The organism is Dokdonella sp., from assembly GCF_051958935.1.
Classification (GTDB): Bacteria; Pseudomonadota; Gammaproteobacteria; order Xanthomonadales; family Rhodanobacteraceae; genus Dokdonella_A.
In genome coordinates, this window is record NZ_JBQCFP010000144.1 from 1 (window position 1) to 14,005 (window position 14,005).

10 protein-coding genes are annotated in these 14,005 nt (G+C 70.4%); 7 read left to right on the forward strand and 3 right to left on the reverse strand.

Annotated features, from left to right (window positions below; all coding sequences use genetic code 11):
• Positions 1 to 883, forward strand: an 883-nt coding sequence (locus ACTHK2_RS14145; protein ID WP_440246363.1) for a saccharopine dehydrogenase family protein, incomplete at its 5' end; no start/stop codon positions are given.
• A gap of 84 nt (positions 884 to 967) precedes the next feature.
• Positions 968 to 1,597: a TIGR00645 family protein gene (locus ACTHK2_RS14150; RefSeq protein ID WP_440246364.1), complete on the forward strand. Its 630-nt coding sequence runs from the start codon at positions 968 to 970 to the stop codon at positions 1,595 to 1,597.
• 98 nt (positions 1,598 to 1,695) lie between these two features.
• Here the strand turns inward: ACTHK2_RS14150 and ACTHK2_RS14155 are convergent, their stop codons facing one another.
• Entirely contained in the window at positions 1,696 to 3,078 is a 1,383-nt protein-coding gene (locus ACTHK2_RS14155) for a M61 family metallopeptidase (RefSeq protein ID WP_440246365.1), read from the reverse strand.
• A gap of 74 nt (positions 3,079 to 3,152) precedes the next feature.
• Between ACTHK2_RS14155 and ACTHK2_RS14160 the strand changes: the two genes are divergently transcribed.
• Together ACTHK2_RS14160 and ACTHK2_RS14165 are read left to right on the forward strand one after the other, a co-directional pair.
• Positions 3,153 to 5,417, forward strand: a complete 2,265-nt coding sequence (locus tag ACTHK2_RS14160) for a UvrD-helicase domain-containing protein (RefSeq protein ID WP_440246366.1) — start codon at positions 3,153 to 3,155, stop codon at positions 5,415 to 5,417.
• 497 nt (positions 5,418 to 5,914) lie between these two features.
• A complete protein-coding gene (locus ACTHK2_RS14165; protein ID WP_440246367.1) occupies positions 5,915 to 6,421 on the forward strand; it encodes a hypothetical protein in 507 nt (168 codons plus the stop codon).
• Positions 6,422 to 6,667: 246 nt separating this feature from the next.
• Here the strand turns inward: ACTHK2_RS14165 and ACTHK2_RS14170 are convergent, their stop codons facing one another.
• Both ACTHK2_RS14170 and ACTHK2_RS14175 read right to left on the reverse strand, forming a co-directional pair.
• Entirely contained in the window at positions 6,668 to 7,264 is a 597-nt protein-coding gene (locus tag ACTHK2_RS14170; protein WP_440246368.1) for a DUF1579 domain-containing protein, read from the reverse strand.
• A gap of 213 nt (positions 7,265 to 7,477) precedes the next feature.
• Entirely contained in the window at positions 7,478 to 9,463 is a 1,986-nt protein-coding gene (locus tag ACTHK2_RS14175) for a protein kinase domain-containing protein (RefSeq protein WP_440246369.1), read from the reverse strand.
• 223 nt (positions 9,464 to 9,686) lie between these two features.
• On the opposite strand from ACTHK2_RS14175, the gene wsfD reads away from it, so the two are divergent.
• From wsfD to ACTHK2_RS14190, 3 genes are all read left to right on the forward strand, one after another.
• Positions 9,687 to 11,108, forward strand: a complete 1,422-nt coding sequence (gene wsfD / locus ACTHK2_RS14180; RefSeq protein WP_440246370.1) for a glycan biosynthesis hexose transferase WsfD — start codon at positions 9,687 to 9,689, stop codon at positions 11,106 to 11,108.
• A 163-nt stretch (positions 11,109 to 11,271) separates the two neighbouring features.
• Positions 11,272 to 12,201 carry an ATPase, T2SS/T4P/T4SS family gene (locus ACTHK2_RS14185; protein WP_440246371.1) on the forward strand — a complete coding sequence of 310 codons (930 nt, stop codon included), beginning with the start codon at positions 11,272 to 11,274 and terminating at the stop codon, positions 12,199 to 12,201.
• 291 nt (positions 12,202 to 12,492) lie between these two features.
• Complete coding sequence (locus ACTHK2_RS14190) at positions 12,493 to 13,944, forward strand: alpha/beta hydrolase (RefSeq protein WP_440246372.1); 1,452 nt, start codon at positions 12,493 to 12,495, stop codon at positions 13,942 to 13,944.
• The last annotated feature ends 61 nt before the right edge of the window (positions 13,945 to 14,005 follow it).

Sequence of the window (14,005 nt, forward strand, 5' to 3'; positions counted from 1 at the left end):
CGCCGGAATCGACCTGGTCCTCAACTGCGCCGGCCGGTACTCGCGCACCGCGGCGCCGCGGCTCGCGGCCGGCCTCGAGCAGCGCGTCCATTACCTCGACATCACCGGCGAGATCGACGTGTTCGCCCACTGCCATCGCGCGGACGCGCGCGCCCGCGAGCGCGGCATCGTCGTCGCGCCCGGCGTCGGCTTCGATGTCGTGCCGACCGACGGCGTCGCCGCGCTGCTGAAGCGCGCGTTGCCCGGTGCGAGCGCACTCGTGCTCGCGTTCGAGGCGGGGGGCGGGACCAGCCCGGGCACGGCCCGGACCGGTGTCGAGGGGCTCGCACGCGGCGGCCGCGTGCGCATCGGCGGCGAGGTCGTCGCCGTGCCGCTCGCCTGGAAGACGCGCACCTTCGTGCGCGAGGACGGCGCGGTGCGCAGCGCGACGACGATCCCATGGGGTGACGTGTACACCGCGTACGTGTCGACCGGCATCCCGGACGTCGAGGTCTATCTCGCGATGCCGCCGCGTGCGATCCGCTCGCTGCGTCGCCTGCGCCTCGTGCGCCCGCTGCTCGGGTTCGCGCCGCTGCGCGCATGGCTCCAGGCGCGCGCGGGTGCGCGACCGGGGCCGGATGCCGCACGCCGCGCCGCGACGCAGTGCCGCATCTGGGGCGAGGCGCGCGATGCCGCGGGCGCGGTCGCGCATATCCAGATCGTCACTCCGAACGGCTACGCGCTCACCGCGACGTGCGCGCTGGACATCGCCGCGCATGTGCTCTCCAGCCAGCCCGCCGGTGGCTACCGCACGCCCTCGCAGTTGATGGGCGCGGACCATGTGCTCGGCGTGCCCGGCGTACGCGTGGTCGCGAGTTCTTTCGACCTCGCCGGCAACGGCTGACCGGCCGTCCGCGGCCCCGAACGGGTGCGCAGCGCGGCCGTTTTGCGGTAGCGTGCGCGTTCACCGCCATCCGCCGGACCCCGCATGAGCGCATCGAACCGTTCTCCCTTGTCGCCACTGCCCGCACTGATCTTCTCCGCGCGCTGGCTGCAGCTGCCGCTCTACCTCGGCCTCATCATGGCGCAGGGTGTGTACGTCGTGCTGTTCGTGAAGGAGCTCTGGCACCTCATGCACGACGCGTTCCGCCTCAGCGAACAGGCGATCATGCTGATCGTGCTCGGCCTCATCGACGTCGTGATGATCTCGAACCTGCTCATCATGGTGATCGTCGGCGGCTACGAAACCTTCGTCTCGCGCCTGCGCCTCGAGGGTCATCCCGACCAGCCGGAGTGGCTGAGCCACGTCAATGCATCGGTGCTCAAGGTCAAGCTCGCGATGGCGATCATCGGCATCAGCTCGATCCACCTCCTGAAGAGCTTCATCGAAGCCGGCGCGATCGGCGGCATGCCGTTCTGCACGCCGGACCTCATCGCGCAGGCGGCCGCCGAGATCGCCGCCGGCGCCGGCCGTGGCTGCACCATGGTGACCGCGAGCGGCGTGATGTGGCAGACGATCATCCACTGCGTCTTCATCGCCTCGGCGATCGGCATCGCCTGGACCGACCGCATCATGTCCAACGGCAACGGCGCGCGCGAACGCGCCGAGGCACACTGAGGGAGCAGGATCAAGGAGACGGGACACGACGCACACACGACAAACGAAGGGAGACCCTCGACCCAGCCGTCCGGCGCTCCCTGTTTTGCTTCGTGTTTTCAGTCTTCTGATTGCCGCCCGCCTTTCGCGCGCATGATGGCGGCTCGGACACCCGTGTCAGTGGAGGCGTCGAGCGCCGGTACATCCGGAAAGCGCGTGAGGGTGCGGTATTCGCGCCAGCGCCGCGCGAAGACGTCGGTGTCCATCAGCGCGTCGAGGCGTTCGACGAACGCCTGCGGCGACCAGGCGCGCGGCGGCGCGAGGCAGCAGGCGTCGAAGCGGCGCAATGCATCGTCGATGCCGATGCGTCCGCCGCTCGCGTGGCGCAGATCGAGGTCGACGGCCAGCCAATACGCCGTGCCGCTCCAGTACACGCGCGTGTAGCCGTGCGCACGCTCCATGTCGAGCGAGGCCTGTTCGAGCGGCGCGGCATCCCGCGGCGTCGCGGCGCGGCCGCGCGCGAAGCCATCGGCGAGTTCGGCCCACGCCTGCGCAGGCGTGAGCAGGCCTGAACGGGCACGCAGCACGTTCTGAAGATAGGTCGCGAGGCCCTCGGCGAGCCACGCGCCGCGCGCGCCAAGGTGCGGATGGAACAGGTGCGAGAGCTCGTGTACGGCGATCCAGTCGCGCTCGAACGCGTGCGCGTCGCGTGACGGGTCGACGAACAGGGTGAGCCCGTTGCCCTCGCCGCGTGTCGACTGGCCAAACACGACCGCGTCGCGCTGCGCGCCGACCGGGATCACGAGCACCTGCACGTCGGCGAGCGGCAGGCGGCCGTAGGCGGTCGTCGCCGCATCGCTGACGCGTTCGAGCCAGGCCAGCAACCGCGTGCGTTGCGCGGGGTCGGGCGTCCCGCCGATCGCGACGTGCAGGCGGCCACCGGGGCGGTCGATCGTCGTCTCGGACATGCGCCCGATCGCAATGCGCGCGAGCCAGTCGGGCGGCGTGCGTTCGATGTGGTAGCGGCGTGTCGCGCCGGCGGAGGGTTCGGGCGTCCAGGGCGCGGACAGTGCGATGCCGGCGGGCAGTTCGACGATCGCGTCGGCGGCGGCGACATCGGCTGCCCAGAGCAGCCAGCCGCCCGGGTCGGTGATCGTCCCGGTCGCGTGCAGTGCGCTGCGCCGCGCGCTCGCATCGGCGATCTGGCCCAGATCGGCGCGCCAGCGCAGGCATTCGCCCGCACGCCAGTCGCGCGCGCTCCAGCCGTCGCCATCGCGCTGCAGCGAGGCGCCGCTGGAGCGCGTGAGTCCCTCGACGTGACCCGGTGCCGATGCGTCGCCCGCGAAGCGCTGCAGCGCCGCGGCGCGATCGAGGCAGAGCGAGGCCTGCATCGTGCGCGATGCTGCGTCGTAACGCAGCGCGTACTGCGCCGGCTCGCCCGCTGCGGCGAGGGCCGCGGCAAAGGGCAACAGGATGCACCACGGGGCGAGGATCCGCTTCATGCCATGCATGATCGCCGGATCGCCGGCTTCCCTGCATCGGCCGTTCGGCACGGCTGGCCGGTACAATCGCAACGATGGACGTGTCACACCTGCTCGACGGACTCAACGAGGCGCAACGCGAAGCGGTCACGGCGCCGGCGGGCCACTACCTCGTGCTCGCCGGCGCCGGCTCGGGCAAGACGCGCGTGCTCACGCACCGCGTCGGCTGGCTGCTGCAGGTCGAGCGGATCTCGCCGTGGTCGGTGCTCGCGGTCACGTTCACGAACAAGGCCGCGGGCGAGATGCGCGGGCGCACCGAGAGCCTCATCGAGGGTGACGGTCGCGGGCTGACCATCGGCACGTTCCACGGCATCGCGCATCGCCTGCTGCGCCGGCACTGGCGCGAGGCGAAGCTGCCCGAGACGTTCCAGATCCTCGACGCCGACGACCAGCTGCGCATGGTCAAGCGCACGATGCAGGGCATGGGTCTGGACGAGTCGCGCTTCCCGCCGCGCCAGGCGTGCTGGTTCATCAACGCCGCGAAGGATGAAGGCAAGCGGCCCGATGCGCTCGATCCCGGCTTCAATCCGGTCAATCGCGTGCTCATCGACGTCTATCGCGCCTACGAGGAAGCCTGCCGGCGCGCGGGCGTGGTCGACTTCGCCGAGTTGCTGCTGCGCGCACACGAGCTGTGGCTGCAGAACGACGAACTGCTGCGCCACTACCGCGAGCGCTACCGCCACCTCCTCATCGACGAATTCCAGGACACCAATACCTTGCAGTATGCGTGGGTGCGCGTGCTCGCGGGCTCGACCGGCCAGGTGTTCGTGGTCGGCGACGACGACCAGGCGATCTACGGCTGGCGCGGCGCGCGCGTCGAGAACGTGCAGCATTTCCTGCGCGACTTCCCGAGCGCGCGCACGATCCGCCTCGAGCAGAACTACCGTTCGACCGGCACGATCCTCGCCGCCGCGAACGCGGTGATCGCGCACAATCCGGATCGCCTCGGCAAGCAGCTGTGGACCGCGGGCGACGACGGCACGCCGATCGAACTCTACGCCGCGTACAACGAGCAGGACGAGGCGCGCTACGTGGTCGAGCGCATCCGCGAAGGCCTGCGCGGCGATGCGCGGCCGTCCGACCATGCGATCCTGTATCGCTCGAACGCGCAGTCGCGCACGTTCGAAGAACAGCTGATCCAGCACGACATCGCCTATCGCGTGTACGGCGGCCTGCGCTATTTCGATCGCGCCGAGGTGAAGGACGCGCTCGCGTACCTGCGCCTCGTCGCCAACCGCCACGACGATGCCGCGTTCGAACGCGCGGTCAACACGCCGCCGCGCGGCATCGGCGATCGCACGCTCGACAGCCTGCGCCAGCGCGCGCGGCGCGACACGCTGTCGCTGTGGGAGGCCGCGCTCGCCGAACTCGGTTCGGATGCGCTCGCCGGCCGCGCGCGCAACGCACTGCGCGGTTTCCTGCAGCTGATCGAACAGCTCGCGCGCGACTGCCTCGCAGCCTCGGGCGGCTTCACGCTCGCGGGCGCGCGCCTGCTCGACGCGGGCGCGCCGACCGAAGCGATGGTCGGCGACGGCGAGCCGGTCGGTCCGGACGAGCCGCTCGCCCTGTCCGAGCAGGTCGAGCACGCGCTCGCGCGCTCTGGCCTGCGCGAGTTCTACGAGAAGGACAGCCGCGGCAGCGCGGAATCGCGCACCGAGAACCTCGACGAACTCGTCAACGTCGCGGCACGTTTCCGCCGCACGCCCGAAGACCTCGAGGCGGGGCTGTCGGAACTCGCGGCATTCCTCTCCCACGCCGCCCTCGAGGCGGGCGAAGGTCAGGGCGAGGCTTGGCAGGACTGCGTGCAGCTGATGACCTTGCATTCGGCCAAGGGGCTCGAGTTCCCGCAGGTGTTCCTCGTCGGCCTCGAGGACGGGCTGTTCCCGAGCCAGAAGTCGACGGAAGAGGCGGGACGCCTCGAAGAGGAGCGACGCCTCGCCTACGTCGGCATCACGCGCGCGCGCGAGCGGCTCGTGCTCACCTACGCCGAGTCGCGCCGTCTGCACGGCGTCGAATCCTATGCACGGCCATCGCGCTTCCTCACCGAGATCCCGGCCGAGCTCGTGCACGAGGTGCGGCCGAAGGTGCAGGTGAGCCGCCCCGCGTACGCCGGACGCCCCGCGCTGCAGGAAACGGCGGTGCCGTTCAAGCTCGGCCAGCGCGTGCGCCATGCGAGCTTCGGCGAAGGCGTCGTGCTCGCCTACGAAGGCGCCGGCGCGCATACGCTCGTCGAGGTGAATTTCGCCGGCGCTGGACGCAAGCGCCTCGTACTCGCCTACGCGAACCTCGCCCCCCTGTAGGGCGGGTCGAGCCGCGAAGCGGCGAGTCCCGCCGCGCTCCGCCCGGCCACGCCATACGGTGACCAGGCCGCTCCTTCGCGTGCGGCTGCGCGCCGCCTCGGCGACAATGCCCGTCCTCCTCCCCTGAAGAGGTCTGATCCATGCAGCGCCAGACCGTGCTCGTCGCCACCGCCATCGTCGCCGCGATTGCGACCGCCTGGTGGCTATGGCCGCTGCAATCGAGCCGCTCGCAGCCGCTCGCGTCGCGGCCTGCGCCTGCCGCGGCGCTTGCCGCGCCGGAGCCGCCGGCGGCTTCGGCGTCGCCACCCGTTGCTCGTGTCGCGGCGGTCGAACCGTCCGCTCCGCCCCCGGCGCCTCCGGCGACCGAGCCGCCCCCATCGGCGGCAAAGCCGCTCGGGGACGCCGTGCCGGTGGCGCCGCCCGCACCTCCACCGCGGCCGGCGCCCGCGCCAACGCCGGTGCCGCCGGCGCGGGTCCCTGCCGCCGATGCTTCGCCCATGCAGCCCGAGGCGCAGCCGGAGCAGGCCGCTCCCGCGGACGTCGCCGATGCGACGTCGGACGCTGGCGCGGAGGAATCATCGACCATTCCTCCGGGCACCGACGACGCGGTAGACAGCGACGCCGCCGACGCGCCCGTGGTGATCGACGAGGACCACGCGATCGACCTCTTCGCCGAGCGCATGGCCATGCTCGAGCAGGGTGGTGACGGCGACGAGGAAAGCGAAAGCCGCGACGCGGCGATGCAGAAGGAGTTCGACGGCCGCAGCGACGGTGGAGACGATGCGGCGACGCGCGCGCGCGAACTGCGCAGCCATCTGCGGGCATGGATCGCGGGCTTGCCGTCGGATCCTCCGCATGACGTGCTGCTCGCATCGGTCGAATGTCGCACCGGCAGTTGCCGCGTGCTGCTCGCCGAACGTGGCGTCGACCTGTCGGGCCAGCCGGAGACGCCGGGCAATGCCGCCGTCTACGCGCTGGAGGAGTCCTTCCTCGCCTTGCGCTAGGCCGAATGGTGGCCGTCGCTGCAGCTCGGCGAAGCGAGCCTGTCGATGCACGCGGCCGATCCCGCGAGCGCGCCCGGCTACGTGTTGTGGACGATCTACATCGGCACCGCTACGTAGCGTGGCCTCGGCCCACCGCTTTCGAGGGATCTGCCAATCGGTGGATCACGGCGCCGCCCACCGTTTTTTTGGAGACGCATCGATGGGTGGGCCGAGGCGGCCAGGGCCCACCCAAGTGCACGTGCGTGCCTACTTGCTGTACTCGATCTGCATCGTCCTGCTTTCCTTGCCGTTGCGCGTCTCGTACCAGTCGAACGTGTAGTGCGAGGGGTCGACGATGCGCACGACCGCGCGCACGGGGACTTTCGTCTTCGGCTCCATCGGGTCGTCCATCGAGCCGTGGTACGTGTAGCTGGTGCTCGCCTTGTCGTAGCTGCCATAGGCGAGGAAGAAGCCCGTCGACATGCTGTCGTACCAGGTGCTGAAGAACTTGCCGCCGAGGTTGTCGTATCCCATCACGCCGCGACCGCTGAACGGCTGCCCCATCATGTCGCCGTCGAACTTCGTCTCGATGTAGCGGCCACCGAACGTCGCCTCGCTGTGTGACGTGCCGTGGCTTTCCTGCGGCGGCGCCTTCGGGTCCATCCACATCGTGTTCTTCGTCTTCCAGTCGCCGATGAAATACGCGAGCTGCTTGTGTTCGGCGCGCACCGCGCCCATGCGCTCGAACGCGGCAGCCATTTCCTGCTGCTCCTTGGTCATCTCCGGCTGCGCGGCGTCTTCCGCGCCGGCCGGGCCCACGACTGCGAACGCGAACGCGAACAGTGCGACAAGCTGGGTCTTCATGGTCCTTCCCCGAAGGTTGCGCCAGTGGATGGCGCGGACATGCTAGTCCCGCGACGGGACGGATGCGAGCACGTCGGGTCGCTGCGGAAAGGGTGGAGGGTGGAAAACGGAGCGCGCGGGGAAAGGCACGCGCAAAGCGCGGCGTCCCCGCGGCATGCCAGGGATACCCGGTGCGACGGCCCCGAAGCGCCGCCGCACCGGTCCCTCCCCGAACTAACCGCGACGGCCGCGCGAGCGGAACTCGGCGAGCTGCGTGTCGACCGCGTCGAGCAGCGGCTCGATCGCTTCGCGCGCCTTCTCGGCCGCATTGAGGCTCGTGAAATTGACCTGCTCGCCGCTGCTGCGCCAGAGCACGCTGCCGTCGGAGACGCGGTACGCGCGCACGCCGAGCTGCACCGTGTAGAGGGTCGAACTCTGGCCGTAGTAGTTCATCTGCTGCGTGCCGACCGGGCGCGCGTGGACGAACACGACCGCATCGGCCTTGCCGGAGAGCGCGCGCAGGTTCGGCGAGTCGCCGCGGCCGCGGCCGCCTTCGATCACGCGGAAGCCACGGCTCTGCAGCATGCCGACGAGCGCGTCTTCGGCCGGCGAGGAAATCACGTCGTCACCGCTCGACACGACCGCGATGGTCGGCACGCGCGGCTTCGGCGGCGCGGCGGGCTCCGTCGGCGTCACCTTGGCAATGCGCGGGCCCGGCGCCTGCGCGGCGTCCTCGGCCGCCTTCGCCGCGGGCAGGTCGTGCCGCGCTTCCATGCCGGCCTGCGACGCGCGCGCGGCGGGCGCGCCCGCGTCGGACGCGTCGGCCGAGCTCGCAAGCGCTTCCGTCGGCGGCGGCACCGGGGGTTCCACCGGCGTGGAGGCAGTGGGCGTCGCCTGCGTCGCCGACGCATCGGTCGCCGGCCTGTCCGGCGCGGTCGTCGCGGCGACGGTGGTCGCGCTCGGCGGCGCCGGCGGAGGGTTCGCGGCGGTGTTCGTGGCACCGACCGTCGCGGTCGACGTCGGCGTCGTCGCCACGGCCGTCGGCGATGACGTGCCGAACAGGTTCGCGAGCACCGGGATGCGGTCGCGCATCGCGTAGCTGCCGCCGGCGACGCCGACGAGCAGCATCGCCGCGATCGCCCACGGCAGCGCGGAATTGCGCGGCGCCTGGCCACCGATCGCGGTCGGACGGTCGAGCACGGCCTGGTGGCCGCCCTGCAGCGGCGGCGGCAGCGGCTGGCCGCTCGGCGTGATGCGCGTGTTCGCCTGGGCGGCGACGTTGCGCATCGGCGTCTGCGGCGTCTGCGGCAGCGAAGCCTGGCCCGACACCGGCGTCTTCTGGCCGATCATCGTCGCCGCGGCCGGCGACATCTTGGTCTGCACCGTGATCGGGCCGCCCTTGGCGACGAGCGGGTGCGTGCTGAGGTCGGCGACGAGGTCGTGGCAGTTCTGGTAACGCTCAGCCGGTTCCTTCGCGATCATCCTGGCGAGGATCGTCGCGATCTGCGGGTCGGCGTCCTGGTTCAGCTCGCGTACGTCCGGAATCTGCGCCTTCACGACTTCCAGCATGAGGCCGAGCGGCGACTCGTCGTTGAACGGCATCTTGCCGGTCAGCATCTCGAACAGCACGATGCCGAGCGAGAAGATGTCCGAACGCTGGTCGACCGGCTTGCCGAGGCAGACCTCGGGCGAGAGATAGCCGGGCGTGCCGACGAATTCGCCGGTCGAGGTCAGCTTCTTCGACAGGTCCTGGTTCGACAGCGCAATGCCGAAGTCGGCGATCTTGACCGAGCCGCGGCTCGTGATCATGAGGTTGCCGGGCTTGATGTCGCGGTGCACGACGCCGCGGTCGTGCGCGGTCGCGAGGCCGAGCGCGGTCTGCTGGATCACCTTCGCCGCCTGCTCGACGGTGAGGCGATGGTCGCGCTTGAGCATCGAGCCGAGCGATTCGCCCTCGACGAACTCCATCACGAAGTAGGTCTGGCCCTCGTCCTCGCCGATGAAGTAGATCTGGATGATGTGCGGATCGTTGAGGGCCGCCATGCTGCGCGCCTCGCGCAGGAAGCGCTCCTTGATCGCCTCGTCGTGGGCGAGCGAATCCGCCAGCACCTTGATCGCGACGTAGCGGTTCAGCGAGGCCTCATAACCCTTGTAGACCACACCCATGCCGCCGCGGCCCAGTTCGGCGACGATGTCGTAATGGCCAAGACGCGTTCTCATGACAGCTCCCTCCGGGGAGGATTCCCCGAGTGGAAGGCATCCTAGCACCGGCCCCCGGGGGCGATGCCCGGAGCCGCGTCGCGCTCGGCGGGCGAACCGGTCGACGCCGCGAATGTGAACGGGTCGACGAAACAGGCCCGGTTTGAGCCCTGTCACGTCCGCCACCTAGACTACTGCGCTGTCCCGGCCCCCGCGCCGGATGGGAAAGGCGAGGAGCGACCGGTTGGCCAGCGAGCGAACGACCCCGCGGACCCTCTGGCTGCTGCTCGCGGCGCTGTGGGCGATCGGCACCTTGCGCGCGTTCGTGCTGTGGTCGCACGACCCGCTCCATGCGTACGCGAACAGCTACGACCAGACCCGTTACACGAGCTGCTTCCACGTCCATCCCGATCGTCCGGCGTCGGTCCCGCCACAGCAGAACAGCCCGCAGGCGCCATTCTCCGACTACCGCTTCATCGCAGACGAGCCGATGTGCTACTGGTCGAGCGAGCTCGCGTTCACCGGTGCGGCCGCGGGCATCTGGGCGCTCGCCGAAGCGTTCGGCGGCGGCCCCGTGCACGACGTGCGCTGGGTCGGCGCCTTGCGCTGGCTGGCATTGCTCGCGCTGTCGATCGCGTTGTCGCGCGCCTGGCTGCGTCGCGGCGACGCACGCGCGGCGATCGCCAATGCGGCGCTGCTGCCGCTGCTGTTCGCCGATCCCGGCAACACGCTGTACCTCAATACCTTCTACGCCGAGTGGACGGCACTGCTCGCCGCGTACGCGACGTTCGCGCTCGCGCTGCTGTGGCGCGACGAAGCGCGCAGCGCGACACGCTTCGCGTTGATCGCTCTCGCCGCACTGTGGCTCGCGACCTCGAAGATCCAACACCTCGTGCTGCCGCTCGGCCTCGCCGCCGTCGTGTTCGTGCTCGACCGCGCGCGGCTGCGCTACACAAGCTGGCGCGCGCTCGCGCTCGGTGCCGGCGCACTCGCCGGCTGCTGGCTGCAGGTCGCGCAACTGCACCGCGAAGGCGCGATGATGGACGCGATCGACCAGTACAACCGCGCCGACGTCGTCTTCACCGCGCTGCTGCCGTTCGCCGACGACCCGCGCGCGCTGCTCGAGGAACTGCACATCGACCCCGACTGCGCGATCTACAGCGGCCGGCACGCCTGGGAATTCCCGGATCTCCCCGAACGCGTCTGCCGCGGGCTCGTGAACTTCGATCGAGGCACCGAACTGCGCACGCTCGCCGCGCACCCGCGCCTCGCGCTGCGCCTCGCCGCCCACGCCCCGCTCGCGCTCGACCCGTGGATCGCCAAGAACCTCGGCCAGATCGAAGGCGGCGAGTTCGCGACGATCGCCGCGCTGCCGAGCCTCGGCCGCCTGCTGCACGCGTGGCCACGGCTGCAGCTCGGCCTGCTCGCCGCGCCGCTGATCGCGCTGTTCGTATTGCTCTGGCGTCCCGGCCTGCGCCGCGGTGCGCGCGCGCTCGATTTCACGGCGCTCGTCGTCGTGACGATGCTCGGCACGCTTACCGTCACGATCCTCGGCGACGGGCTTGCCGATGCGGCGAAGCAGGGGCATCTCGTCGTCAATGCGGCGCTCGCATGGCTGTTCGCTACGCTCGTGTCGGGTGCCATGCGCCGCTTTTGGCTGGATTGATCGCATCTACGTGCGGACGGCACGCGCTTCGCGCGTACCGCCCTACAACCATCCATGGTGCTCTCGAATCCTGTAGGGCGGGTCGAGCCGCGCAGCGGCGAGTCCCGCCGGGGTAGCCATCGTCGAATGGGACGGGAAGAGATTTCAAACGGAAAATACGCCCATGATTCCGTCGTCGTCGCGACGCTTGCACAAGGCGATTCCGTCCATGCCTCCGATGTCCTCGCAGCCTCCCGTAATGCACCTCTCCGCACCCGCTCACGGCCCCACCATCACCGAGCTGCTCGACGACCATCAGCGACATGCCTACGAGCAGGCGCTGTCGCGCGAGCGAGGACTGATCCTGGCGGTCGGGCCGACGAACTCGGGCAAGGCGGCGCTGCTGTACCACGGCATGCGGATGCTGCGCCGCCTGCGCGGCGCGCCGGTGCCGATGGCGACGATCGAGTGGGTGGTGCGCGGTCGACTCGACGAGGCGACGCGCGTGGTCGTATCGAGCAAGGACGGCGTCACCTTCGACAGCGCACTGAAGCGGCTCGCCGACGACGGGACGAAGGCGTTCCTGGTCGGCGAGATCCATGACTATGCAACCGCCGCGGAAGCCGTGCGCCTGACGACGGAACGCCGGCGCCTGATCCTGTCCACCCTGCACACGCCGGATGCGCCGCAGGCGTTGCAGCGTCTGGTGAATATGGGCGTCCCGCCGGACCGCATCGGCGCATCCGTCGTGCTCGTCTTCGCGTTGCGCGCCGTGCGCCGTCTGTGCACGGAATGCCGCGAGCCGCTGCATCTACCACCGCATTCGCTCGCCGTCGCCGGCTACACGGACGAAGAAATCACTGCCGGGTTGACGCTCTGGCGACCGAACCGCGAAGGATGCATCCATTGCGCGGACGGGTTTCGCGGGCGGCGGTTCGTCTGCCAGATGCTGTCCATGACGGACGGGATACGCACCGCGCTGGGCGAGGCCGATGTCCGTGAAATCCGGCGGGTGGCGATGGCCGAAGGCATGAGGACGTTGAGAAGGGGACTGCTCGACGCGGCGAACGCGGGCGATGTCTGGATAGCGGATATCGGGGGCGACGTGCTGTAGCCATGTCGCGCGGTTTCCCTCACCCGCGCCTGCGGCGCGACCTCTCCCGCAGGCGGGAGAGGTGATGGAGGCGCGTCGAGGCCTCTCCCTTCTCCCGCTCGCGCATCGCGGCTTGTGCCATCCCTTTTCCCGCTGGCGGGAGAAGGTGCCGGAGGCGGATGAGGGCAATCGTGCGAGGTCGTCGCGCGGTCCCCGCGCCGCGCCGGCGCGACGTCTCGCGCAAGGGGAGGCTGGAGGAGCATCGCGGCTTGCGCCGCTCCCCCAGCGGCAACCCTCCGCTACGATCGTCACATGGTCCTGCCTCCACTCCGCCGTCTGCTCCGCACCGCGGCATGGCTGCTGCTCTTCGCGGCGCTCGGCGCGCTCGGCCTGCTGCTCGTGCGCGCGTTCGAGGCACGTGGCAAGCCGGACCTCATGCCGTGGCATCGCATCGTGCTCGCGCAGGAACTCAGCGCGGACACCCTCGATGCGCGCTCCACCTGGGCCGACGTCCTCGCGCGCGAGCAGCAGGTGTTCGACGACCTCCACGCGCAGCTTGCGGCGGCTGCGGTGCCCGGCGAGTTCCGTTACGAGCGCGGCAGCCGCATCGGCGCGCGCGCGGGCGAGCGCGATGGGAACCGCTCATTCGAATCGATGCCGGCCGAACCGCGCGGCGGCGTGCTGCTGTTGCATGGGCTCACCGATTCGCCGTACAGCATGCATGCACTCGCGACGATCTACGAGCGCGCCGGCTTCGCCGTGATCGCGCCGCGCCTTCCGGGCCACGGCACGGTGCCCGCTGCCCTCCTCGACGTGCGCTGGCAGGACTGGAGCGCGGTCGTGCGCATCGCGATGCGCGAGCTGCGCGCGCGCGTCGGCGCCGACGCGCCTATCCATATCGTCGGCTACTCGACCGGCGGCGCGCTCGCGCTCGACTATGCGCTCGATGCCCTCGACGACGCGCGCCTGCCGGCGCCGCAGCAGGTCGTGCTGGTGTCGCCGATGATCGGCCTGCGCCCGTTCGCGTCGCTGTCGCGCTGGTTGCCGCTGTACGGGCGCTTCGACTATTTCGAGAAGTCGAACTGGATCGACATCCTGCCGGAGTTCAATCCCTACAAGTACAACTCCTTCCCAGCCAACGGCGCCTTGCAGTCGTACCTGCTCACGGCGCGGTTGCGCGGGCGCATCGCGACCCGCGCGGCGGGTGGAAATCTCGCGCGCCTGCCGCCGCTGCTCGCGTTCCAGTCGGTGCTCGACAGCACGGTGAGCAGTGCGGACGTCGTACATGCGCTGTTCGATCGTCTACCGGCCAATGGCAGCGAGCTCGTGCTCGTCGACGTCAATCGCGCGAGCCTGCTCGCGCCCATGTTGCGCTCGGCGGCCGCGGGCCAGATCGACGTGTTGCGAGGAACGAAGCCGCGCGCATATCGGCTCGATATCATCGGCAACCTGCGCGCCGACACGCTCGATGTCGGCGAGCAACGGTACGATCCGGGTTCGCGCGTGCCGGTCGAGCGCCCGCTGCGGCTCGCGTTCCCGTCGGACGTCTATTCGCTCTCGCACGTCGCGCTGCCGTTCCCCTGCGACGATCCGCTGTACGGCACGACGCCGCGCGCGGACGAGGATTACGGCATCCGTCTCGGCACTCTGGTGCTGCGCGGCGAACGCGGCGCGCTGCAGGTCAGCGCCGAACAGTTGCAGCGCCTGACCTGCAATCCGTTCTTCACCTACCTCGAGGAGCGCGTGGACGCCGTGCTGCGGTAGCGGGCGCGTGCGCGCCTGCTTCCGGTGGGAGCGGCAGAAGCTGCGATGCTTTTGGGGCCGA

What these genes read in the sequence shown, in the direction of transcription:
- ACTHK2_RS14150 (WP_440246364.1), top strand. Translation starts at nt 968, where the DNA reads ATGAGCGCATCGAACCGTTCTCCCTTGTCGCCACTGCCCGCACTGATC.
- ACTHK2_RS14155 (WP_440246365.1), bottom strand. Translation starts at nt 3,078, where the DNA reads ATGAAGCGGATCCTCGCCCCGTGGTGCATCCTGTTGCCCTTTGCCGCG.
- ACTHK2_RS14160 (WP_440246366.1), top strand. Translation starts at nt 3,153, where the DNA reads ATGGACGTGTCACACCTGCTCGACGGACTCAACGAGGCGCAACGCGAA.
- ACTHK2_RS14165 (WP_440246367.1), top strand. Translation starts at nt 5,915, where the DNA reads ATGCAGCCCGAGGCGCAGCCGGAGCAGGCCGCTCCCGCGGACGTCGCC.
- ACTHK2_RS14170 (WP_440246368.1), bottom strand. Translation starts at nt 7,264, where the DNA reads ATGAAGACCCAGCTTGTCGCACTGTTCGCGTTCGCGTTCGCAGTCGTG.
- ACTHK2_RS14175 (WP_440246369.1), bottom strand. Translation starts at nt 9,463, where the DNA reads ATGAGAACGCGTCTTGGCCATTACGACATCGTCGCCGAACTGGGCCGC.
- ACTHK2_RS14185 (WP_440246371.1), top strand. Translation starts at nt 11,272, where the DNA reads ATGATTCCGTCGTCGTCGCGACGCTTGCACAAGGCGATTCCGTCCATG.
- ACTHK2_RS14190 (WP_440246372.1), top strand. Translation starts at nt 12,493, where the DNA reads ATGGTCCTGCCTCCACTCCGCCGTCTGCTCCGCACCGCGGCATGGCTG.